Source organism: Pseudoalteromonas sp. SWYJZ19, assembly GCF_015864375.1.
GTDB classification, from domain to species: domain Bacteria; phylum Pseudomonadota; class Gammaproteobacteria; order Enterobacterales; family Alteromonadaceae; genus Pseudoalteromonas; species Pseudoalteromonas arctica.
The window spans coordinates 1-24,384 of the sequence record NZ_JADYXI010000031.1 but is presented as its reverse complement, the minus strand read 5'-3'; the positions used below and the strand labels follow the sequence as shown (position 1 = coordinate 24,384).

Genomic DNA, 24,384 nt, shown 5'->3' with positions numbered 1-24,384 from the left:
TCGATAATTTAGCCGCCCAAAACCATTAACTGACCAAGCGGTCAACAATGGCATAGTAACTGCAATAAACTTACTAATATTAAAAAGTATTTTTGTTACCCGTGCGCAAACAACAAGAAAAAACATACGCCAAGCCTTTATGTATCAGGGCTTTATAAAAATTAAGGGGGTCTGTGTGATTCAATTTTTATTAAATAACACGCCAATTGAAGTACAAGAATGTTCGCCAAGTCTCACCATTTTGGACTGGCTACGCACCAAAAAAGGGAAAGTGGGCACCAAAGAAGGGTGTGCAACTGGCGACTGTGGCGCGTGCACAATTTTAGTGGGTGAAGAGCATATAAATGCAAACGGGCAAACTAGTTGGCAATACAAAACAATGAACAGCTGTTTATTGTTATTAGGTAATGCGCATGCAAAACATATAGTAACGGTAGAGGCTGTGACTACTGGCTTATACCCAAACTTAACCGATTTACACCCCGTACAACGTGCACTGGTGGAGTGTCATGGTTCGCAATGTGGTTTTTGTACGCCGGGTATAATAATGAGCTTGTTGGCTCTTTATATTAATGAACCAACGTACCCTGGTAAAAAAGCGGTTATTCATTCACTTGGTGGTAACTTATGCCGTTGTACAGGTTATAGCCCAATATTACTTGCAGCCGAAAAAGCCTATAGCTATGAACGTAAAGCTGAACCGTACTCAGCAATGGCCGCCCAATTTAAAGCATCACTTAATACGCAATATGATGACGATATTCCATTTTTAAAAAATGGTCCTCGCAAATTTTACTTACCACAAACTGCCCAACAACTTGTTGAGCTAAAAGCGCTTTATCCTTATGCACATTTAGTTGCTGGTGGCACCGACTTTGCCATTGAGCTTAGCCAAAACATGCTCTTACCGGATGTAATTATCTCCCTTAGCCAAGTAAAGGATCTTTGCACCTTGGCAGATAATAACGGTGAGTTACACATAGGTGCAGCGCTACCTTATAGCCAATTTGTTGAGGCATTTTATAACCATTACCCAGAGTCAAAAGAGCTATTTGAACGCTTAGGATCAAGCCAAGTACGTAACAGCGGCACACTCGGTGGCAGCATAGGGAATGCCTCTCCGATTGGCGATCCCGCTCCACTTTTAATCGCTCTTAATGCATCAATGGATTTATTAAGCAGCGCTGGTACGCGCACTATTAAAGTTGCCGACTACTTTATTGATTACAAAAAAACAGTTCTTAAAAGCGATGAAGTAATTAGTAAGTTCACCATCCCAAAGCGCCCAGAGTCACTAAAACTGGCGTGTCATAAAATATCAAAACGCTTTGAAGACGATATATCTACCGTTTGTTTGGTACTTGCTATAGAGCATTCACAAAACATGATTACTCAAGCCCGCTGCGCTATGGGCGGTATGGCAGCTATTCCTAAGCGCGCGCAGCATATTGAGCAAAAGCTGATATCTCAATCATTACGAGTAAGTAGTTTTATAGACGCAGCTACCGCTATTAACGATGACTTTACACCCATGAGCGATGTAAGAAGCAGTGCGCATTACCGCACTACGGTAAGCAAAAACTTATTACAACGCATTGGTATTGAGTTTTGTGAGCCGCAAGCACGCAACAATAACAACATTGCCATTACGAGGATCTCACATGCGTCACTTTGAAATGGATAAACTAAAAGCGCAAGGTGGTAGCGTCGGCCAATCGAAGTATCACGAAAGCGCTATTAAACAAGTTTGTGGCAGTGCAAATTTTGCCGACGATAATCCTGAGCCTTACGGTTGCCTCCATGCCTACCCAGTGCTCGCCCCTGTTACAAGTGGCTTTATTAAATCAATTGATACAAGTCTCGCACTGGCAGTTGAAGGCGTTAAACGTATTTTATCGGCCGAAGATGTACCGGGTAAATTAGATATTGGCCCGGTATTTCCAGGTGATGTACTGCTGACTAGTCATGAAATTCAATACCACGGACAACCTGTATTAATTGTCGTTGCCGACACCTATGAAATAGCGCGTCGCGCAGCGCGTTTAGTGGTTATAGAGTGCGAGCAAACTACACCCATACTCGATATTAAAGAAGCCATTAGCAAAGAGCATTGGGTAAGGCCGCCCCATTCACTTAACCGTGGTAACAGCGAAAACGCCATTAATAACGCAGCCCACCAGCTTAAAGGCGAAATAAACATAGGCGGGCAAGAACACTTTTATTTAGAAGGTCAAATAGCGCTGGCGCAACCTGATAACGACGGGGGCATTCATGTTCAGTGCTCTACGCAACACCCTACTGAGGTGCAGCATTTAGTTGCTAAAATTTTAAAAAAGCCATTTAGCTTTGTAAACGTAGAAACCCGCCGTATGGGCGGTGCTTTTGGTGGCAAAGAAACCCAAGGCGCACCATGGGCATGCCTTGCAGCCCTTGCAGTTTACCACCTTGGCTGCGCAGTAAAAATGCGCCTAGCCCGCAGCGACGATTTTAAATTAACCGGTAAACGCCACCCTTTTTATAATCACTATCATGTCGGTTTTGACGAAAATGGTTTAATAGAAGGTGCCGACATTACCGTAAACGGATTTTGTGGCTACTCGCCTGATTTATCGGATGCAATTGTAGACCGCGCCATGTTTCATGCCGACAACGCCTACTACTACCCAGCCGCCACTATTAGAGGTAATCGCTGCAAAGTAAATACCGTAAGCCATACCGCATTTAGAGGGTTTGGTGGCCCGCAAGGAATGATTATGGGCGAGCTAATAATGGACGATATAGCCGCCAAATTAGGTAAAGATCCGCTTGAGATCAGAAAGCTCAATTTATATAAAAAAGGGCGCGATACCACGCCGTACCATCAAACCGTAGAGCAACATATTTTAATAGATATGATAAGCCAGCTTGAGAAATCGGGTGACTACTGGGAACGTAAAGCCGCTATTAAAGCCTTTAATGCCACATCGCCTATTATAAAAAAAGGCCTTGCGATGACGCCAGTTAAGTACGGTATTTCGTTTACTGTACAACACTTAAACCAAGCCGGTGCATTAGTACATGTATATAGCGATGGCTCTATACATTTAAACCACGGCGGCACCGAAATGGGCCAAGGGCTAAACACCAAAATTGCGCAAATTGTGGCCCATGGCTTTGGGGTCGATTTTAACGCGGTAAGTATTAGCGCTACGCGTACCGACAAAGTACCAAACACCTCACCAACAGCGGCCTCAAGCGGTACCGACTTAAACGGTATGGCGGCGCTAAATGCAGTAAACACAATAAAAGAGCGCTTAATAAACTTTATTACCGAGCACTTTGAAGTAGACAGCCAAAGTATTACATTTAAAGATAACCTCATTACTTTTAATAAAGGTGAAATCAGCTTTAGTGAGCTTGCAAACCTTGCTTATATGAACCGTATATCGCTTTCATCAACGGGTTATTACGCAACCCCTAAAATTCATTACGACAGAGCTAAAGGCGAAGGCCGCCCATTTTTTTACTACGCTCACGGCGTAGCACTGAGTGAAGTAGAAGTAGATACGCTTACGGGCGAAAACACGGTAACCCGCGTTGATATACTGCACGATGTAGGCAGTTCAATTAATCCAGCACTTGATATAGGGCAAATTGAAGGCGCCTTTGTGCAAGGTATGGGCTGGCTAACAACCGAAGACTTACAATGGAATAATAAAGGCCAGCTTGCAAGCTTTGGCCCAGCCAACTACAAAATACCAGCTATTGGCGATACCCCTGCCGAATTTAACGTCAATCTTTATAACTCAGCAAATCCAGAAACCACCGTGTTTAGATCAAAAGCCGTAGGCGAGCCGCCATTTATGCTGGCCTTTAGTGTATGGAGCGCCATTCGTAATGCAATAAGCAGTGTGGCTGATTACAAATACACCGCCCCACTGGATACACCCGCAACCCCAGAGCGAGTATTGAGTGCAATTGAGCAAACCGCTAGCTGGTTTAAGGAGAATCAACATGACTAATTTAAATGAGTCGTTTCAGGGTTTTCATACTCAAAACTGGGCGCAGGCTATAAACGAGCACGAAAAAAGCGGCACTAATTATGTTATTGCCACGGTGCTTGGCACAAATGGCTCAACCCCACGCGGCACAGGCTCAAAAATGGTAATAAGCGGCGAGCATATTTACGACACCCTTGGCGGTGGCCACCTTGAATACGTAGTAATAGAAAAAGCCCGCGAACTACTTGCCAAAGGCGAAGCCGCCCAAGTAATTGAGCAATTTAACCTAGGTGCAAATTTAGGCCAGTGCTGCGGCGGGGCTGCCACCGTTATGCTTGAGTGCATGCAATGCGAGCGCTTTACCCTCGACATTTATGGCGCAGGCCATGTAGCACAAGCGCTTATTGGTATATTGGCACAGCTGCCTATTCGCATACGATGGATAGATAGCCGCGCAGATGTATTCCCACAGGCTATTCCAAATAACGTAGTAAAAGTGGTTGATGAAGAGCCAACAGAACAAGTAAAACGTGCGCCTAAAGCTAACAATTACTTAATACTGACCCATAACCACCAGCTCGACTTTGCACTCACCCAAGCAATTATTAAACGCGCTGATGCCAATTGGCTGGGCGTTATTGGCTCTGACACTAAAGCAAAACGTTTTAAACAACGCCTAGCACATCGCGATTTTACAGCCGATCAAATACAACAAATGACCTGCCCTGTTGGGCTTAAAAATATTACGGGCAAATTACCAATGGAAGTGGCTATTTCGATTAGTGGACAGCTAATTGGCCTTTATCAGGCTATGCAAACCCAAGCGCCAAAACGCCAAGGCTTGCAATGGCGCACACTAAAAAATGCCTTAATTAGCACCACGCAGGAGGAAGTAGACGCATGAGTAGCTTACAAATAAATACGCTAAATGATGCACAAGCAAAACAAGCACTTGAGCATTGCTGCGCGGCCCCTAACTGGGTGGCGGGCATGGTAAAAGCAATGCCATTTAAAAGTGCTCAACAGCTGTTTGAATGCGCACAAAGCATATGGGATAGCCTTGGCGAAAGCGACTATTTAGCTGCCTTTGAAGGCCACCCGCAAATAGGTGATTTATCAACCCTTAGCAAAAAATACGCTGCTACCGCACAAAAAGCGGGGCATGAGCAATCAGGTATGAGCAAAGCAAACGAAGCCGTACTAACCAAAATGATTGCCCTTAATAAAGAGTACCTGAACAAGTTTGGCTTTATTTTTATTGTGTGCGCCAGCGGTAAAACGGCCGAACAAATGCTCGAACTCATAGAGCAGCGCATGCACAACACCCGCAGTACAGAGCTAAATATTGCCGCGGGCGAACAAGCCAAAATAACAAAAATAAGATTGGAGTCATTGCTATGAATAAAAGTATGAAAAAAAGCCCTATAACCACCCATATACTCGATACCAGCACAGGAAAACCAGCAGCAAACGTTGCTGTTAAGCTATTTAAACTTACAAATAACGAATGGGTGCAACTAACCCAAGGCACAACCGATAGCGATGGGCGTATTACCGACTGGCTAAATACAGAGATAGAATTTGCAACCTATAAGCTAGTATTTGATTTAGATAGTTATTATCAAAATCAACCTACCCCAGCGTTTTACCCAGAGGCGCAAATTACCTTTAGATTACAAGATAAAAAGCATCATCATATTCCGTTATTACTTAGCCCATTTGGCTACTCAACGTACAGAGGCAGCTAATAATGAGCACGCAAAACAATAATAACTTAACAGTAGTTTGTGCCAACATACTCGATTTTGTAGACGACCCTGCCATAGCAGGCGACAACGCCCATCGCTATTTTGAAAAAGGCGCGTTAGTTATTCAACAAGGCAAAGTAGTTAAGCTTGGTTACGAGCAAGACATACTGCCAAGCTTAGATAAATCAGCCACTATTATTCGCCACGATGGCAAATTGGTTATGCCCGGCATGATAGACACCCACATACACTTACCACAAACCGAAATGGTGGGGGCGTACGGCGAGCAACTGCTAAGTTGGTTAACCGAGTATGCGTTTCCGACAGAGAAAAAATTTACGTGTAAGCATTATTCAAAAGAGATCTCTAATCGCTTTTTAGACGAGCTACTGCGTAATGGCACAACCACTGCCCTTGTATTTGGCACTGTGCACCCGCAATCGGTTGATGCGTTTTTTAAAGAATCACAAAAACGCAATTTACGTATGATTGCCGGTAAAGTAATGATGGATCGTAACTGCCCTGACGACTTATCTGATTGCGCGCAAACAAGCTATGACGAATCCAAAGCCCTAATAAAAAAATGGCACAATGTTGACAGGCTAAGCTACGCAGTTACACCACGTTTTGCCCCCACATCAACCCCTGAGCAATTACAAAAATGCACTCAGTTACTTGAAGAATACCCAGACACCTACCTGCACACACACCTATCGGAAAACAAAGACGAGTGCGAATGGGTAAAAGGGCTATTTCCAGAAGCCGAAGATTACTTAGGCGTGTACGAGCAAGCAAAAATGGTACGTAAACGCTCAGTATTTGCCCATAGTATTCATTTATCTGAGCGCGAACTTTGCTGCCTTGCAGATAACAATGCGGCAATATCGCACTGCCCTACCTCAAACCTATTTTTAGGATCAGGACTTTTAAATTTAAAAGCCTGTGAAGAGCACGGCATAAACGTAGGCATGGGTACCGATGTAGGCGCAGGAACAAGCTTTTCTCTGCTACAAACAGGTAACGAAGCTTACAAAATCCAACAGTTACAAGGTCAAAAGTTTTCAGCATTTAAGGGGCTGTATTTAGCAACACTCGGCGGTGCTAGAGCGCTCGATTTAGAAGGGACAATTGGTAATTTTGAAGCCGGCTGTGAAGCCGATTTTGTTGTAATGGATTGTTCGGCAACTTCGTTTTTAAAATTTAGAATACAACATGCCAAAACCCTACATGAAAAACTATTTGCAATGATGATGTTAGGCGACGACCGCTGCGTTGAGCAAACCTACATTATGGGTAAAAGCGTGTATAAGCGCGATGATAACAATCAATTTTCAGACACCCGCTCACCGGTATTAGAAGAGGCTTAACTGTTATGGAAAACTATTTATTTGAGCTTGCTCATTTAGTACTGCGTTACTTTCATGTTATTGCTGGTATAGCCTGGATTGGCGCTTCATTTTATTTTGCATGGCTTGATAACAACCTACAAACACCACCGCAGTGGAAAATCGATAAAGGCATAAAAGGCGATTTATGGGCCGTGCATGGCGGTGGCTTTTACGAAGTGGCTAAGTATCAAAATGGCCCAGAACAAATGCCTCACACCCTGCATTGGTTTAAGTGGGAAGCCTACACAACGTGGATCACCGGTATATTACTATTTAGCTTACTTTATTATGTTGGCGCCGACGTATACTTAATTGATAACAGTAAAAGTGAGCTAAGTAAATTTGCAGCTATTGGCGCATCCCTTGGTTTTATTGGCTTAGGTTATGGTGTTTATCGTTTATTGTGTAAAACCCCGCTGGTTGAAAACGGCAAAGTGTTTATTGCTGTAGTTATTGGTTTATTAGCTCTGTGGACTTTTGGGGTTGATCAATTATTTAGCGACCGCGCTGTGTATATTCATGTAGGTGCGCTTATTGGCACGTGTATGGTTGGCAATGTGTATCACATTATTATGCCAGGGCAACGCTATATGGTAAGTGAAGTAGAAGCCGGCCGTATTCCCGAATCGCTCCCAGGACTAAAAGCCAAGCAATGCTCGATACATAATAACTACGCCACGTTACCTGTGGTATTTATTATGCTTAGCAATCACTTTCCTTACACGTATAGCCACAATTTTGGCTGGCTTATTTTAATTGCGCTGTTTGGTATTGGTATGTGGATACGCCATTACTTTAACTTAAAACATCAAGGCGTTAATAAACCTTCAGTACTTATAAGTGGTATTGCAGCATTTTTTGCCCTTATGCTAGCAATAGCACCTTGGCCCAGCAGTACAACAAATGCAGACGAAAACGCGCCTTTACAAGCAAGTATTACCGACGCACAAGCGTGGGATATAATCAGCAAACACTGTACGCAGTGCCACAGCGAAACACCTACCTCTGAGCTTTTTCAAACAGCGCCACTTGGCTTTAAACTCGACTCAATTGAACAGGTGAAAAAGTCGCAAGTACTTGTGCATACTCGCGCCGTAATAACTAAAGACATGCCACTGGCTAATATGACAAAAATGACAGACGCAGAGCGCGAAACGCTCGAGTTTTGGCTCACGGCACTTAAAAAGGAGCAATAAAATGAGCGAGCAATTTAAAAACTACCCACGAGACTTAATTGGTTATGGCCCACATGCGCCTCATGCAAATTGGCCCAATAAAGCACGTATTGCCGTGCAAGTGGTATTAAATTACGAAGAAGGCGGCGAAAACTGTGTATTACATGGTGATGCAGCCGCTGAAACGTTTTTATCAGAAATAGTCAGTGCTCCCCATGTAGAAGACCGCCATATCAGCATGGAGTCTATTTACGAATATGGCTCGCGCGCGGGCGTGTGGAGGTTACTGCGTTTATTTAAAAAATACGATATACCGGTCACCATTTTTGCAGTGGCGATGGCCCTTGAGCGCCACCCTGATGTAGCTAAAGCCTTTGTTGAAGCAGGCCACGAGATTGCAAGCCATGGCCTGCGCTGGATTAATTATCAAAATATAGATAAACAAACCGAGCGCGAACATATGCAACAAGCCATTTACGCCATTAAAAAGCTTACAGGTAAAAAGCCCAAAGGCTGGTATACCGGCCGAACTAGCCCAAATACCGCAGCCCTTGTAGTTGAGAATGGCACATTTTTATATGACGCCGACGATTACAGCGACGATTTGCCCTTTTACAGTATTAAGGAAGGTAAGCCACAACTCATTGTGCCCTACACGCTTGATGTAAACGACATGCGCTTTGCTGCCATACAGGGTTTTAATGCAGGGGATCAGTTTTATAATTATTTAAAAGATGCCTTTGATACGCTTTATGAAGAAGGTGACCCAGAAGGTGAAAACACCCCAAAAATGATGTCGATAGGTTTGCATTGCCGCTTAATTGGCAGACCAGGAAGAATAAAAGCATTAGCACGGTTTTTAGAATATGCCCGCTCGCATGATCAGGTTTGGTTTGCCACGCGCGAACAAATAGCCGAGCACTGGCTTAAAACCCACCCGTATAAAAAAGCATAGTTTATATTTTTTAAAACATAAAAAAGCCCAGCAAAGCTGGGCTTAAATTACTTTAGGAGTAGTGAAATTTATTCAAAAGAAACGGTGATGATATTCGAACACACATTTTCTGTTACACATAATTGGTAATCGTACGATGGTAATGTAGCTCCACGCACGTAATCACGGTAGCGTCCGTTATCTGCAGTGGTATCAACTAACTCACCATTACGGTAAACGCTTAATGACTCTGCACCAACTTCTTCCCAGCTAAGTTCTACACGCATCGTACCTAGGCGTGTTTTGTTAGCGCGTTTTAAGTTCAGTTCAAGGGTCACGTCACTTACAACAACGGCTTGGGTAAATGTATCTGTATTACCTTCACTGTCAGTAACAGTTAGTTCTACATCGTAACTACCCGATTGCGCATATGCATGCACAGGGCTTGAATCTGTTGATGTAGCGCCATCGCCAAAGCTCCAGCTCCATTGTGTAATGTCGTTATTGGCATCATTGCTTGTATCTACAAACGAGGCTGTTAAACCTTGCGTATCAACAGTAAAGCCTGCACGTGGCGGTTGTGCACTTACTTCGCCTATAGCGCTAAGCGTAAGTGACCAGCCATTAATTGTGCCTGTATCAGCGGCTGCAGTATCTTCTACATGAAGAGTCCAGTCACCATTTGCTACTTCGCCATTGAATGCACTAGACGTGAAGCTCTTAACAATATCATCGTTACTACCACCAACATTGCTTTGCAATGTTACCTCTGTACCTTGTGCAGATATTAGTTTTACAACTAAATCACCAGAGTAAGTATGAGTAATATCAACATCGGCGGTTGTGCCAAATACGGTTAAATCATCAGAAACATTAATTACTGAGCTAATCCCCTGTGGAGAATTATCTGGAATTGCTACGCTACCAGTACTGCTGTAGGTAAAGTCATTTAACCCTAATGGTTGTATCATTAATTCAACCGATTGCTGTTTAACAATATCACCCGCAGTGGCAGTTACGGTAAACTCGTAATCTCCCCACTGAGTATCAGTATCGGTTTCAACATTTAGTATCACGTCATCACCAGGGCGCGCTGTAAGCGATGATAAATAAGCACCACCTAATGTTGTTGATAATTCAAGCGTTACTTCCTCATCCCACTCGGCAATTGAGCCAATTGTAAATGTATAGCTTGTAGCCTCTCCAGCTATAATTTGTTGGGTAAGCGGGCTAGCTGATATTTTAAAACCAGGAGTTGGATCCGCATCAATAAGTGCTTGGTTAACATTAAGTCGCGTACCGGCTACCGTTTTCCCCTGCAGTGCAGCATTAGCATCGCCCGAGCTCATTAATAAATCTTTAAGTTCTTGAGTAGATAACTCTGGATTAATAGATAAAACTAGCGCAGCTGCGCCAGCAACATGCGGCGTTGCCATTGACGTACCAGAATACGATGCATAACTTTCACCCGGTGTAGTAGATAAAATAGCTGTACCTGGTGCGCCCATATCAACACTGGTTAAGCCCCAATGAGAGAACCACGAAATATCATCAGTTTGGTTAGTACTTGCAACCGATAGAACACTCGCATTTTCGTAGTTTGATGGATAATGTGGGTTTACATCGTTATCAATAGTGTCGTTACCTGCTGCAGCTACAAACAGTAGCTCCGCAGCTTCACTTGATTCGATTGCATCAGCCAGCGCTTGGCTATAGCCACCGCCACCCCAACTATTATTTAATACGCGGATGTTAACACCAGAGTTTTTTAGGCCAACCATGTAATCAATACACTTGATTGCATCTGATGTTGATCCATTACCTGCTGCATCTAAAAACTTACAACCAACAAGTGATACTTCATGATTTACACCCACTACACCCACAGAGTTATTACCACTCGCACCTATAGTTCCAGACACATGCGTTCCGTGACCTTCATCATCCATAGGGTCGCCAGTATTGGTAATCGCATTGATACCATGAATATCATCGATAAAGCCATTACCGTCATTATCAATACCATCGCCTGCGATTTCAGAGGTATTTACCCACATATTGCTCGCTAAATCGCTATGGCTATAATCAATACCTGTATCGATTACACCAACAACTACATCACGACTACCAGTAGAAATAGTCCACGCTTCTACAGCATCAATATCAGCGTCTGCCGTACCACCGGTCTGACCTTCATTATTTAGGCCCCAAAGCTCATCAAAACGAGGGTCGTTAGGTGCGCTCGCAATACTTACTCGGTAATCTGGCTCAACATATTCAATAGCTTGATGAGACTTTAAACGCTCAATAGCTTCTTTAGTGCTCATGCCAGACACTTTAAATTTAGCAAGGCGACCTGAGAATAATGATGTGAAGTTATCATCAACTTCATCATTATTTAAATCTGTAATTTTTGCTTTAACCAAGCTTCGTGCTTGTTTACGCATTTGAGGTGTTGCATTTTTTTTATATTTAACAATAACAGAGTCACTGCTTGCAGCTGCTTGTGGAAGAGCTCCTGCATCAGGTAATTTAGCCGAAGCCAAACAAGGTAGTAAAGCAAGCGTAATAATAGATAATTTTGTTTTCATTGTTCTATCCATAGTTGGGTTAGCTTAGAAGTACTAAGCGGGTTTGTTCACTATTTCAAGTACAAGGGATCACGTGGCAAGTTATAAGCAAACTAGTAAATACGATATTTGACAAGTTAAAAAGTTAAAAAGAATTAAAAATCATAAATTTTGACCAGTTTGGCTATAAAAAAAACACTAAACACAGTCATTTTAATGAACTGCCCCATTACAACCTTACCCATTATAGGGTCAAACTTTTTTACTGCTTTTGCTTACTATTACATTAAAACCCACCAGTTACACACATAAACCAATGATAATAAAAGGTTAATTATTTGGTAAAAAATGATGATTTAAGAAAATGAAATAGGGGAATACAGTTAATGGGTGATTATGAATTTGAGCTTAAACTTTGTTAGTTCAATATTTATGACAAATTAAAACTTAATTATTTATAGTCACATATTACGCTTCACCTACTTCTAAAGTTACGCAAGCGGATCACAAAAAATATATCGGCACGGCATGCTGAAACAACAAATACCTTATTAAAACCTATAACATTTAGGGTATTTGATTTTAATATTTCAAGGAGAAAATAATGAAGTTGAATAAATCACTTTTAAGTTGTGCTGTTGCAATAGCAATGGGTACCAGCTTTGCCTCATATGCAGATACCGACAACAAATCAGCATCAAACTCAGAACTTAGTACAAAAATATCTATACTTAGCACCGCTAATTCAATGACATTGGCGCAATCGCAAAATAATAACACCGCGATTTTAATGCAAGAGGGAGATAGTAATACTATTGAGGTTTCGACTACTGGAAACGAGAACACAACAGAAGTTACTCAATTACAATCAGGTAATTATGTTGGCGTAACAACAATTGGTAACAACAACGAGCAAGTATATGCCCAAGATGGCGTTGCCAACGGTGTAATTACCGAAGTTACTGGTAATAATAATTACCTAAATGTTTTGCAAAGTGGCCAAGGCTTTTTTGTAAACAACGAAGCTGTCAACATGATTGTTGGTGACGACAATATCGTTGATGTAGAGCAAGGCACTGGTGGTCATTGGTTTTACAACTTAGATATGAAAGGTAATGGCAACGAAATCAGTTCATTACAAACAGGTGAGTGGCATGAAGCTGAATTAACCTCTGTAATGGGCGATCAGAATAGCCTGAGTCTTGAGCAAAACGGTTACTGGAATACCTTCAAAGTGAGTTCTTTACAAGGCAACGATAACGAGCTTGATATTGAACAAGACGGCGATCGTAATACTGTTACCTTCACTGATATTTTAGGCGATGCAAATGAGCTTTCAATTGAGCAAGAAGGCAATACTAACGCAGTAACATTTGTAGCTGTATTAGGCGATGAAAACGAAATTGATTTAGACCAAGAAGGTTCTTTAAATACTATCGAATCAAACTTATTCGAAGGTCAAAACAACGAAGTTACAGTAACTCAGGTTGATTTAAGCAACTCAACAACCGTTGATATTATTGGTGACGATAATGAATTAACGGCTACACAAGTTGGCTTATTAAATGATGCTTACATGGGCGTTTTAGGTACCGATAACGAATTTATGATTAACCAAGTAGGTGAATCAAATTCAGCACACGTTGTTAACTTTAATGGGTCTGAAAATGACGTTAACGTTATTCAGTCTGGCCAAGAAAACACTGCTGTTGTTGAGTCTTCATACCCTGATATATCTCTAACATCAAACGACAACGATATCGATATTATGCAAAATGGTTCTCAAAACGAAGCCATGGTTACACTTGCAGGTATTTTAGATAGCAACATGAACCAAATTGACCTAGCTCAAACAGGTGAAATGAACGTAGTTGATATGATGGTTGAAGGTAATGGCCACAGCATTGATATTTCACAAACTGGCGAAGGTAACTGGGTAGTTGGAATGGATCAACCTGCATTTTTAGTAGGTGGTGTAAACGTTTCGTTTAGCGTAACTCAAATGGGTAACGATAACATTGTTGAAGGCGCCGTAATTGGTTTCAACAGCACTGTTTCAGTGACCCAAATTGGTGACGGTAACGTGACTTCTATTACTCAAATGTAATTATTGAGGTTGGGGAGAGCAACTCTCCCCATTTAGTTATGCATAATAATAAAAACCATTACCAAGTATTATTACTTACGCTTTCTCTGTTTTTAATGCCCGCATCTTATGCCGCTGAAGAGTTGGAGATTGACGGCCTACTACTTGATAGGAGTATTAGCCGCTTTGGTCATCAGTTCTATTTTGAGTTTTCTAATTACTGGCGAGATCTCCCTTCAACTGCAGGTTTTAACATTGAAATTAAAGAAACGGTCATTCCAAAAGCAGGCACAAAGCTGTCGTTAATAATGAATAACCAACTTGTTTACGCAACTTATTTAGGTAGACGACTAGAGCCTTTAAATGAGCGTGTGGAGCAGGCTGTTTATACAGTGATAGATGCAATGGCTCGCGAAAACATGGCAGTGTCAACACCCGATATGGCTAAAGATGGATGGTAAAATGAAAAATATAGCCCTTATAATAATAACAACATTAAGCTTTTCAGCAGCAGCAACTGAAATAATTTACACCCCAATTAACCCAAGCTTTGGTGGTAACCCACTCAATGCAAATATGCTGTTGAGTAAAGCCCAAGCTCAAAACAAGCATAAAGCACCGGTAGTAGAAAAAGGTTACGCTGAACAATTTCAAGAAACTCTAGAGCGCACCTATTTAAACCGTATGGTAAGAGAAATTACCGATATGGCATTTGGTGAGGACATAGAAGATAGCCTTTTCAATCAAGACTCCATATTTATGAGTGGCGATTATCAAATTGAAGTTATAACCAGCACAACCGATTCTATTACAGTAAGAATAACAAATATAATTGATGACACCGTGGTGATCATTGAAGTACCGAGGTTTGGATAATGTATAAACTACTAATAACAATAATATTAATAGGATTGAGCGGTTGTGCGAGCCTAGGGAATTTAATCCCACCATCGCAACAAAAAGCAGTTAGTTTAGAACCAACCGAATTATTCGCAGATCTGAAAAACTTACCAAAACCGGTCGGGAGTATTCCTGTATCAGTATACTCATTTAGAGATCAAACAGGTCAATATAAGCCACAAACTAACGTTAGCTCATTTTCGACTGCCGTTACTCAAGGTGCTAACTCAATACTCATACAAGCATTACATGAATCTGATTGGTTTACGCCGGTAGAGCGTGAAGGTTTACAAAACATTTTAACAGAGCGAAAAATTATTCGTGCGGGCCAAGCCGATAATCCTAACCAAGCTGATTTACCCCCGCTAACAACCGCAAAAATCATTTTAGAGGGCGGTATCATAAGCTACGACACTAATGTAAAAACAGGTGGTTTGGGTATGGAATACTTTGGTATAGGCGCATCAGAGCTTTACCGCGAAGATGCTATTTCAATATACTTACGCGCTGTTGATGTTCGTACAGGACAAGTACTACTAAGTGTAGCCACCAGCAAAAAAGTACTTAGCCAAGAAATGCGTGCAGGCTTTTTTAGATACGTAAGCTACAAACGACTGGCAGAAGCAGAAGCAGGCTTTAGCGACAATGAACCTATGAGTATTTGTGTTACCCAAGCAATAGAAAAAGCACTCACAGATCTCATAACAAAAGGTATTGATAAAGGCTTATGGGCTAAAAAATCGGCGTAAACTGATTTCCTGGATTAACTAAAGGCTACATATTGTAGCCTTTATAGGTTGTGTGATTAGTAAGTTGAAAGTACTTCGCTAACCCAACCCTTATAAAAAATCTAGAGGATAAAGTTTTTACTTTAATAACTTTAATAAAGTATTGGTGGCTTTACTCTTATTTAGCCATTGGCAGCAAAACCGATATATAGCGCTGCGCCCAATTAGCAAGCTCCACCCTGTTGCGTGAGTTAGTTTTTTTAAACGCACTGTATAAATGTGTTTTTACAGTGTGGTCGCTAATGTTAAGTTTATCAGCGATTGTATTGTTACTCGCCCCCTGTGCAATTAAATGAATAACAGACTTTTCTCGTTTTGTTAAATGATCGTAATCGTCCTGCTTTAATTCAATGTCGTCGTGTAAGCTATTAAACGACGATGCCACGGCTAAAATATCGTTAAAAGCTTTTGAAATCACTTTACGCGTAAACCAAAGCTCGCCAGTATTAACACGAAGTAACCCTTTAAAAATATCTTCTGGTGGATCAGATTTATAAAAAACACCATTAAAATGGTTAAGCAATAAGTTTTGCTCGCACACATCTTCTTTATCAACATTAAAAATGACAACGCTATAGTGTTTAGCTAAACAAATAAGGTCAGTCGGAATAAGGTCTTGCCATTTGCTTTTAGCACCATCTATTAAAAACAAATCATAATTTGTGCGCTGCTCAGCTTTAGGAATAACCTCGTCCATTTTAATATCACCAAACAAAGCTTGTAGTGTTCTTAAAATAGCGGTGTAGTTGTGTGAATGAAAAGATGATTGAAACGTTGTTTTTACAAATACCGAGTTTTTATGGGGCATAAATTTCGTCCTTGAAACATTTACACTACATTACCTAAATCAAATACAACTTACAATGGGATTTTGATATTAAAGTACTGTTATTCTTTCTCATCCTAAAATAGATAAAAATCAATTAAATCAATGCAAAACCTTCATCAATTTTATTTTTAAAATTGCTTTTATAAGATAAATAACAGATCGGATTAGTGACTTAATAACTTATAAAGCCTTAAATATGCATTAGCCTAAACTAACTTTAAGATCAATTATTCTATACTCGCTTTTAGTTTATTTAGCGCATCAACCGAAAAACCTCGATCATAAAAATATAAAATTTCGCCGCTGTTATTTATAAGTACCACACGTGAGTTATTTGGGCTTTGATTACCTGTAAACTTTTGAACTGTTTCACCATCTTTATAAATAGTGATTACCCCACCCCATAATTCTTTAGGGATGCCTTTGCGCATACCGCTGTCTATAAATGTGCTAAACATACGTGGTGCCATGCCGGCAATGGTTGGTAGTTCGTATGTAGGGAGCGTTACACCCGCCATATCTAAACCAATTAACCAACGGTCTATATCAAACTGACTATCTTGCTTGTACCCAATGAGCAGCAGTGTTTTATCTGCTTTAAAATCGCTGGGTATAGTCACCATGCTTTGCTCTAAACTTTCGCCGCTAATGCTTGGGAACTGTTTACCTGTTAATTGCTGGTTTGGATACTGTGTTGTACATGCACTAAGTAGTAAAAATGCAAAAGCACTTAATGTTAATTTGATCATAATAAACCTAATATTTATAAATTTCATAATGATACGTTTAGTATGGCAGCTGAGATCTAAAAATGCTGATTAGTTATATAATTTTTAAATTTAGACGCCGTCATGGGCTTACCATACTTCCAACCCTGTCCATAATGCACACCCGCCATTTTTAAAATAGCTTCTTGCTCAGTGGTTTCAATCCCTTCTGCCACACAGGTATAATTAAACTTATGCACAAGTTCCATAATATTTGGGATCATAGAGGCTTTTAAGCCCTCAGTTGCTATATCTTGAACAAACGTACGATCAATTTTAAGTTGATGAAAGCTCAAATTTTGTAAGTTTCTTAAATTCGAATAACCCGTACCAAAGTCATCTAATGATAAGTTAAATCCCGATTCCACTAAGGTTCTAAAATGAGCATGCGCAATGCTTGTATCAAGGTATTCGTCTTCAGTTATCTCTAAACAAATAATAAAGCGTGAGTTGGTAAGCTCTGTAATTTGCGGCAGTAACGACACATTACCCAGCTCTACATCACACGGAAATATATTAAGCGACACTTTAAAGCCTTCTGGCAATAACTCTATAGAGGTTAACTCTTTTATTGTGGTAGCAATCATTGCCTCAGTAAAAGTCCAAGTTAAATTATTTTTTCTAATAACCGGAATAAACTCATCTGGAAATAAAGCACCGTACTTATCTTCAAAACGTGCAAGTACCTCGCAACCAATCAGCTTGCCACTTTGCAAACAAATAATGGGCTGGTAAGTCCAATAAAATGATCCCTTTTTGAGCCCTTTACGAATACGTTGATTGGTAGAGCGGCGTGCAGCAATCCTCGCATCAACTATTAACGCACTCGATATGCCCGCTAAACAGGTTAAAATTAACGAAATTATTAATAATAAGTGATTATTAGAAAAAAACAGACTCCAAGGCAAGTGCACTACTACACAATATTGACTACTTGTAGAACTGCAAACTGAGTTAGTTTCGTAAGGAAAAAAAACGCTGTTTTTTACCTGCTGGTACAGCCCCTCTTTACCTGCTAAATGATGCAAAGCATTTGGTGTTTTATAAATAACTTCCCAATCTGGCGCAGTAATTCCGATGTTGGTAAAGGGCGTGCTCTGCATAATTAAATTATAATCCCCTTGTCTGACTATAATTACCTCCATAGGGCGCTCACTAAATAATAATAGATAAAGCTCTGGCTCAAAACGAATCCTCACCTGTTCATCATCTCGAATAAAGTCAGGCTGTTTGTCGTTAATTGGTTTACTTAATAAGCCTGCACCCGTAGTGCAAACTAGCTGGTTACCTTTAAAAAAGCCTATATCAATTACATATTTTGCATCAAATAAAGCGCGGCGCATCTCAAGAAGGGTTGTGTTGTCACACTGCTTAAACGCAAGCTTATTTAATGGGGTAAGAATTCGACGCCTCTCTGCAATTGCACCTTCTACATGACCGAGAATATATTCAGCATCAGACTTTGTTTGTGCTGTTAACTGCTGCGCTGCAAAATTGAGCAAAATAAAACAGCCAATTACAAAAACTAACCCTCCGGTTAAAACGGCTATAATAGATTTTTGTTGGTACTTTTTCATAGCATCTCGAAGTTGTTAATTTATATCACTACTTTATTAGATGATTGCATAAGTCGCATTAAATTCAAACAGATCGATTTAAGAATTATTGAACGAATTTTGAATAAACTGAGTGATTTTAGCGCTTACCGTTAAATGCTGATTACTTTCAAAGTGAATCCCATCACCGGCTGTTACATTAATAAATGTATTAAAATCAATAAAAGTACATTTATGAGTAGCCCCAACGCTTTTGAATGCACTAGAGAGCTCTGTTGCTTTTATATCTGCACCTTCGTAAATACGCGAATACTGCTCGGTGATTCTTATTTTAGGTGGGCTAGCAATAATAATTTTAGGAGATTTTAAAGTACTACCTTGCTGATAATAAATATGTATTGAGTTAATTAAATCATTTAACCCATCTGCTATTAAACTAGGTGTTAAATTAAAACGTTTTTTAAGATCGTTTGTACCAAGGGCAATAATAATAAAGTCGAGCTCATGCTTATCCAAATAAGGCTTTAGATAACTAACACCATTAAGCACGCCATCAAACGGTGGATTATGCACTAACGTGCGGTTAGGCTGCCCTGCCTCTATTACGTTAAAGCCACACCCTAAGTTTTTATTTAATAACGATGTCCAACGGGTATTTTCATCAAAGCGTTTTCCCGTTACAGGGTTTAAACCCCACGTATTAGAATCACCAAAGCAGAGAATATTTTTTGTCATGTTAATTATTAAAATGGATTGAGTGTATAACCCTGCTGTTGCAGCTGGGCATGTGCTGTCATCGCCGAAAGTGACATTTGCACACCTTCAATTAGTTGTTCTGGTGCTACTTTATAATGCGTAGCCGATTGCCCACATACATAAACCACGGTGTTATTGGCCAACAATTGCTTTATTAAACTTTGATTTTTGTTATCTGCTTTAAAACGTTCTTTATATTCACTATTAGCCAATACATCAACGCTAGCACTACCATGTACCACTAACGCTAATTGAATGTTATCTGGCTTTACACCGTGTGCTATATGCATATTAATAAAACGTGCAAGTGAGTTCATTGAATTGTTCTGCTCACCTTTTTTAGCGCCATCACCAACATCAAAGGCTATTTTAAATACCGTAGAGTCACTTATCTGAACATGCTCCGGGACACTATAAAAGTAACCAAAGTCTTTAATAAGGTTTTCACCCGCTTGCGAAAATGGGCTTATAAGTAAAAGTAATAATAGGTATTTCATAAACAATCCTGTGTTTTAAATAAGTTAACCTATTTATAAAACTAACAGAAGCAAAGAAAAAAGGGCAGCTTATCATGCTGCCGATTGAGTGTTTTTATGATGATGGTTAATAAACTGCATACCTAAATAGCTAAATGTTCGTTTAAACATTTCTACAAAAATATCAGGCGCTTCAAGCGATGATCCGTTTGATAACAACGAAAAATCTTTATTACGTAAAGCCTGTAACTTCGGCTTCAAGGTTTCGTCATCCATGTAATCTGTGATCCTATCTATAAAAGACTTCATTTGTACCGTAGTGTTATACCAATAAACAGGAGACGCGAACACCCAATGGTCGTACTTTAAAAGTGCTTCAAATAGCGCGTAAAAGTCATCATTTTTATAGTTTTTGTCATAACAATACGGCGCAATTTTATAATCATCCAGACAAATTACGCGCACATCATTTTGCTCGGCAAAGCTATTAACATGGGCTGTGGTATTGCCGTTTTTTCGTGCGCTTGAATAAATAATAACTGTATTACGCTCAAGTTTTTGTTGCATTTAGTTAGCTCCTTTTTTAATGTGGTAGAAGCTTAAAACCTCAAGTTATATTGAGGTCAACTGAAGGATTAAAATAATGCCACTAGGACAAAAAAAATTAACCGAAGCTAACCTAACCGTTGGCTATGTAGCAAAAAGAAGTGGTGTAAAAGTATCTACTCTTCACTTTTACGAAACTAAGTTTTTAATTAAGAGCTGGCGAAATAATGGTAATCAGCGACGTTATAAACCTGATGTATTACGCCGTGTAGCTGTAATAAAAGCAGCTCAAGCGATGGGAATTACGCTCGATGAAATTAAAAATACCTTATCTACCCTACCCGACAACCGCACACCAACAAAACAAGACTGGTCAGCACTTTCAAAACATTGGCAAGCGCAACTTGATGAGCGAATTGCGCATATGCAACGCCTGCGCGACAAAGTAGACGGTTGTATAGGATGTGGTTGCTTATCACTTAAAAGTTGCCCAATTTACAATAAAGATGACCACTTAGGCGATAAAGAGAGCGGAGCTGTACTTTTAAATTCTGAGCTTATACTTGTGTAAAAAGTTCAGGTCTTTTATGTATAACAAAATAAGCATTCCCCATTAGGAGTTAGCCAACAAGGTCTAAATATAACTTCAGGCGCTACAAAACAAACTCTCGATTCATCAATATAAAGCCAAGAGCTTTCTCGTTTAGTTGACTCAATAGATAATTTAATAAAATAATTTACAATTTTAGCCGGGCCATACTCGAATGGTTTCTTTTATATAGATAAATATGTGAAAAATATATTCAATGTGGGTAGGAGCATTGCTAACTGGTTAGTTTTTGAGTATTCTTGTGCGCCTCAAAAGGAAGCAAATATTCAAGGAATAAGCTGTTGGAACCAACTAATCACGCCTCTGAAAGTAATACAAAACCACCTGTAGTTACTCAAAAGTTTTCGCAAGCCCTTAAAACAGCGGATCATAAAGAACTAAAAAGCACTGGCTTTTGGTTAAATCAATTTTTTATGGTTATTTCTACTGTATTTGGCGTGTATTTAGCTGCTCAAAGCGGCTTAGAACAAGCGCTTAAATTTGACTCATTTAGTAAAATGGAAGATAACTACTATTTGCGCACCTCCTTATTTGACGAAGTTGCTGATAATGCAAACAGTATGGAAGAGTATGCTAATTTACTTGCAAAAAGCCCATCAATAAAAGAAATTGAGTATTTTAAACCAACACTCGAAAAGTACATTTGGCAAACGATGCAGTACTCACCAACTACGCTCGAAACCCCAAGTGAATTACTAACGCAAATACGTCGATTTTACTCAAGAGCTAAATTTTTAATAGACGCTGTAGCTAATAAAAGGATTTCCGCTAGACAAGCAGCTGAAGAATTAAAAGAGATTACTAATTTAATTAAAACTCAAACACTCCCTGCATTAAAAAATAGCGCTAAACAATTAAAAATGGAATTACAGCAGAATGATATTTCTGTTGGTTCGTTAAAGGAACTTACAAATGCCAACTAAAAGCTGTCCACATTGTAAAGATCATCCACTAGAAGTAACCAATTATCAGGGTGAAGAAATAGATATTTGCCGTGAATGTGGTGGCTTATGGTTCGAAAAAAATGAAGTAAATCGCATGATTTCCGAGATAAATGACGGCCCAGAAGGTGATAAATTTGAAACTCACTTTGGTGAGCCATTAGGCGTTTCTGAGCTTGACTGCCCTGATTGTAAAAAAAGTTTAGAACGTTTTCACTTACTGGAAGCTTTTCATACCGAAATTGATGTTTGTAGACACTGCGATGGCACCTGGATTGATAAAGACGAACTTGAAAGTGTTGAAAAAAGCCCTGAAATAAAGGTGAGTTTAGGCGAGCTAAATCAAAAAGTGAGTTGGAAAACCTACTTGTTTCAATTTTTAACGCAAATGCCTGTTGAATATAATATTAAGCCACAAAAGACTCCTTGGGTAACTCGCGGTCTTATTGTTTTAAATACATTGATTTTTGCACTTTATTTTTTAAACCCGAGCTCATTCAGCTATGTTATTGATAACTTTGCCATGACACCTGCAGATTTAAGCAAAGGTAATGAGCTATGGACTGTATTAACTTGCGTATTTTTACATGGTTCAATAATGCATTTAGTTGGCAATATGTACTTTTTATACATCGTTGGCGATAACTTAGAAGACGTGTTAGGCCATAAACGCTTTTTGTTATGGTATTTAGCCTGTGGACTACTCGCATCGTTTGCAAGCTACATTGTAAGCCCAATGTCTACAATTCCAGGCGTGGGTGCAAGTGGCGCTATAGCCGGTTTATTTGGCATGTATTTAATGTGGTTCAGACACGCAAGCCTTACTTTTATGTTTATAATTTATCAGAAGAAACTTTCTGCGGTATGGTTCTTCGCTATTTGGTTAGGATTTAACATTTTTGGTGCAGTAACAGGCCCCGATGGCATTGATTATGGTGCGCATATTGGTGGCTTTATAGCTGGACTAATTATTGGTTATATTTTGAAAAGTAAAATATTAGAGCAAAACCCTATAATTCGTTTACTAAACCAAAATGAAGCACAGTTAAAACGTTAATCGTTATATTAAAGCCACTAATAGATAAACATTAGTGGCTTTATAAAACTTTTCACTAATTTCTATAACTTACAACGTGTATAAACTGTATAAAATTGACCCGTGTTTTTTATCGGTATATCGTATGTTATTGGCTCTTCAGTAAGTTCGCATTCAAAGTTATTTAATATATCAGACAGCAGTACTTGCTCTTCGGTGAACTGTATAGTGGTGTACCATAAGATTGAATCTTCATCTTTTTTGTTTTCAATATAAATACTCTGTAGCAAAGAGCTATTAAAAAACATGTTTGAAGGCTTTGAACTGCGTATTTTTTTGTTATTAAAATAGAAGTAGCCAGCACTATCACTTATTGCTTCATCAATATAAGTGTCGCCATAAATGAGTTCTCTTGTTACTTTAACACCTTGTTGAGGCTCACCATTATTTAATAGCCTGCCTTTTACAGGCAACGACAACGTAACGTCTTGTTTGTTAAAAAAGCCAAACATATCTGCACATCCTTGCATTGGTATTAATAAAAATAGAATAAGCGTTAAAGTCACGCTAGCCGATCTTGCCTTGATCATAAAAATCCCTCTTATATTTGTATTTTTAGCCTAACAACAAAAGCCAACTTGTGACATATTTTAAATCGCTATTCTTAGAGTTATGCCTAAATAGATTTAGTTGATTTACTGGCGATATTAAAAATAACAATAATAGAAATGACTAAGTATTTATATATTAGCTTTAAGCGAGATAAGCTGATCTTAAAGTATTAGAAGTAATAAATATAAGATGTCATATTGTCAATTAACTAAAATACACAAACCGTTTAACATTCTTCGTAGAATTGATTGAAGATTATTTTTTAGACTGCGAGCCGCCTAAGTACTTATAATTAAACATATACTCCTTTAGTAAACTCAAACTATGTATAGCTCAGACTTCCTTTAAGTTATAAAGCGACTTTTATAATGCGCTTAAGGTATTCCCATAAACAGTTGTAGCGCTAAACGCTTTGCTTTGTATTTCCATGTTAGTTTTTCAATACGCTCAGGCTCACCTTTAAAGTGTAACCAAGGCTTAATTATTTCTTTGTTAGGTGTCGCTCTGAGCCAATTAAAATGAGCAGCCTCTTTATTAAATTTTTGCCATATTTCGGCTTGTTGATCAAGTGAAAAGTCGCTCCAAAATTTATTAGGTCTGTCATTTTTTTTATCAAATTCAGCGGTGGGTTCATCAAGGTGTCGGTAGTTTTCATACTCAGGTACATCAGGAAGTGGTTGGTTGTT

At 39.5% G+C, this 24,384-nt stretch carries 23 protein-coding genes and 1 pseudogene; 15 read left to right on the top strand and 9 right to left on the bottom strand.

The annotated features are described in order from the left end of the window. The first annotated feature begins 175 nt into the window (after nt 1–175). The 8 genes from xdhA to puuE are packed head-to-tail and all read left to right on the top strand — an operon-like array spanning nt 176 to nt 9,246. Nucleotides 176–1,675 carry a xanthine dehydrogenase small subunit gene (xdhA, locus tag I6F45_RS19940; RefSeq protein ID WP_197161826.1) on the top strand — a complete coding sequence of 500 codons (1,500 nt, stop codon included), beginning with the start codon at nt 176–178 and terminating at the stop codon, nt 1,673–1,675. Further along, nucleotides 1,662–4,001, top strand: coding sequence for a xanthine dehydrogenase molybdopterin binding subunit (xdhB, locus tag I6F45_RS19935; protein WP_197161823.1), 2,340 nt, complete (start codon nt 1,662–1,664; stop codon nt 3,999–4,001). Before xdhA ends, xdhB begins: the two co-directional genes overlap by 14 nt. Continuing rightward, nucleotides 3,994–4,884 carry a xanthine dehydrogenase accessory protein XdhC gene (gene xdhC, locus I6F45_RS19930; protein ID WP_165729414.1) on the top strand — a complete coding sequence of 297 codons (891 nt, stop codon included), beginning with the start codon at nt 3,994–3,996 and terminating at the stop codon, nt 4,882–4,884. The genes xdhB and xdhC overlap by 8 nt, the downstream gene beginning before the upstream one ends. Beyond that, complete coding sequence (uraD, locus tag I6F45_RS19925) at nt 4,881–5,381, top strand: 2-oxo-4-hydroxy-4-carboxy-5-ureidoimidazoline decarboxylase (protein WP_197141830.1); 501 nt, start codon at nt 4,881–4,883, stop codon at nt 5,379–5,381. The genes xdhC and uraD overlap by 4 nt, the downstream gene beginning before the upstream one ends. Then, entirely contained in the window at nt 5,378–5,728 is a 351-nt protein-coding gene (gene uraH, locus I6F45_RS19920; protein ID WP_165741026.1) for a hydroxyisourate hydrolase, read from the top strand. The genes uraD and uraH overlap by 4 nt, the downstream gene beginning before the upstream one ends. A 2-nt stretch (nt 5,729–5,730) precedes the next feature. Continuing rightward, complete coding sequence (gene guaD, locus I6F45_RS19915; protein ID WP_197161820.1) at nt 5,731–7,095, top strand: guanine deaminase; 1,365 nt, start codon at nt 5,731–5,733, stop codon at nt 7,093–7,095. 5 nt (nt 7,096–7,100) lie between these two features. Next, a complete protein-coding gene (locus I6F45_RS19910) occupies nt 7,101–8,312 on the top strand; it encodes a urate hydroxylase PuuD (RefSeq protein ID WP_165729411.1) in 1,212 nt (403 codons plus the stop codon). A 1-nt stretch (nt 8,313) separates the two neighbouring features. After that, a complete protein-coding gene (gene puuE, locus I6F45_RS19905; RefSeq protein ID WP_197161818.1) occupies nt 8,314–9,246 on the top strand; it encodes an allantoinase PuuE in 933 nt (310 codons plus the stop codon). A 68-nt stretch (nt 9,247–9,314) separates the two neighbouring features. Here puuE and I6F45_RS19900 read toward each other — a convergent pair whose 3' ends face one another. Beyond that, complete coding sequence (locus tag I6F45_RS19900; RefSeq protein WP_101216331.1) at nt 9,315–11,816, bottom strand: S8 family serine peptidase; 2,502 nt, start codon at nt 11,814–11,816, stop codon at nt 9,315–9,317. A gap of 583 nt (nt 11,817–12,399) precedes the next feature. On the opposite strand from I6F45_RS19900, the gene I6F45_RS19895 reads away from it, so the two are divergent. From I6F45_RS19895 to I6F45_RS19880, 4 genes are read left to right on the top strand one after another with little or no spacing between them, the layout of a single operon-like run. Continuing rightward, nucleotides 12,400–13,902 (top strand): curlin, encoded by a 1,503-nt coding sequence (locus I6F45_RS19895; protein ID WP_197161815.1) that lies wholly within the window; start codon nt 12,400–12,402, stop codon nt 13,900–13,902. A gap of 38 nt (nt 13,903–13,940) precedes the next feature. Then, entirely contained in the window at nt 13,941–14,342 is a 402-nt protein-coding gene (locus I6F45_RS19890) for a curli production assembly/transport protein CsgE (RefSeq protein ID WP_007584407.1), read from the top strand. Further along, nucleotides 14,332–14,757: a curli assembly protein CsgF gene (locus I6F45_RS19885; protein WP_007584408.1), complete on the top strand. Its 426-nt coding sequence runs from the start codon at nt 14,332–14,334 to the stop codon at nt 14,755–14,757. The genes I6F45_RS19890 and I6F45_RS19885 overlap by 11 nt, the downstream gene beginning before the upstream one ends. After that, nucleotides 14,757–15,530, top strand: coding sequence for a CsgG/HfaB family protein (locus tag I6F45_RS19880; protein ID WP_007584410.1), 774 nt, complete (start codon nt 14,757–14,759; stop codon nt 15,528–15,530). The genes I6F45_RS19885 and I6F45_RS19880 overlap by 1 nt, the downstream gene beginning before the upstream one ends. A gap of 157 nt (nt 15,531–15,687) precedes the next feature. On the opposite strand, the gene I6F45_RS19875 is transcribed toward I6F45_RS19880, so the two are convergent. The 6 genes from I6F45_RS19875 to I6F45_RS19850 form a co-directional block, all read right to left on the bottom strand. Further along, the gene (locus tag I6F45_RS19875; RefSeq protein ID WP_007584415.1) at nt 15,688–16,377 is read right to left on the bottom strand and encodes a response regulator transcription factor; all 690 of its coding nucleotides are present in this window, start codon (nt 16,375–16,377) and stop codon (nt 15,688–15,690) included. Between the two features lie 248 nt (nt 16,378–16,625). After that, nucleotides 16,626–17,147 carry a hypothetical protein gene (locus I6F45_RS19870; protein WP_197161812.1) on the bottom strand — a complete coding sequence of 174 codons (522 nt, stop codon included), beginning with the start codon at nt 17,145–17,147 and terminating at the stop codon, nt 16,626–16,628. 56 nt (nt 17,148–17,203) lie between these two features. Next, nucleotides 17,204–18,742, bottom strand: coding sequence for an EAL domain-containing protein (locus I6F45_RS19865; RefSeq protein WP_197161809.1), 1,539 nt, complete (start codon nt 18,740–18,742; stop codon nt 17,204–17,206). A gap of 78 nt (nt 18,743–18,820) precedes the next feature. After that, nucleotides 18,821–19,456 carry an SGNH/GDSL hydrolase family protein gene (locus I6F45_RS19860; RefSeq protein WP_024593722.1) on the bottom strand — a complete coding sequence of 212 codons (636 nt, stop codon included), beginning with the start codon at nt 19,454–19,456 and terminating at the stop codon, nt 18,821–18,823. Nucleotides 19,457–19,464: 8 nt separating this feature from the next. Next, a complete protein-coding gene (locus tag I6F45_RS19855; protein WP_165729401.1) occupies nt 19,465–19,974 on the bottom strand; it encodes a DsrE family protein in 510 nt (169 codons plus the stop codon). Between the two features lie 72 nt (nt 19,975–20,046). Beyond that, nucleotides 20,047–20,520 (bottom strand): flavodoxin family protein, encoded by a 474-nt coding sequence (locus I6F45_RS19850; RefSeq protein ID WP_024593724.1) that lies wholly within the window; start codon nt 20,518–20,520, stop codon nt 20,047–20,049. A 76-nt stretch (nt 20,521–20,596) separates the two neighbouring features. Between I6F45_RS19850 and soxR the strand changes: the two genes are divergently transcribed. From soxR to I6F45_RS19835, 3 genes are all read left to right on the top strand, one after another. Beyond that, nucleotides 20,597–21,070, top strand: a complete 474-nt coding sequence (gene soxR / locus I6F45_RS19845; protein ID WP_197161806.1) for a redox-sensitive transcriptional activator SoxR — start codon at nt 20,597–20,599, stop codon at nt 21,068–21,070. 320 nt (nt 21,071–21,390) lie between these two features. Further along, complete coding sequence (locus tag I6F45_RS19840; RefSeq protein ID WP_197161803.1) at nt 21,391–22,032, top strand: hypothetical protein; 642 nt, start codon at nt 21,391–21,393, stop codon at nt 22,030–22,032. Beyond that, nucleotides 22,022–23,107 (top strand): rhomboid family intramembrane serine protease, encoded by a 1,086-nt coding sequence (locus I6F45_RS19835; RefSeq protein WP_165741195.1) that lies wholly within the window; start codon nt 22,022–22,024, stop codon nt 23,105–23,107. Before I6F45_RS19840 ends, I6F45_RS19835 begins: the two co-directional genes overlap by 11 nt. A 62-nt stretch (nt 23,108–23,169) precedes the next feature. On the opposite strand, the gene I6F45_RS19830 is transcribed toward I6F45_RS19835, so the two are convergent. Continuing rightward, entirely contained in the window at nt 23,170–23,676 is a 507-nt protein-coding gene (locus tag I6F45_RS19830; RefSeq protein WP_231609722.1) for a transthyretin-like family protein, read from the bottom strand. Nucleotides 23,677–24,072: 396 nt separating this feature from the next. Continuing rightward, a pseudogene (locus tag I6F45_RS19825) lies at nt 24,073–24,384 on the bottom strand (hypothetical protein); the annotation flags it as partial.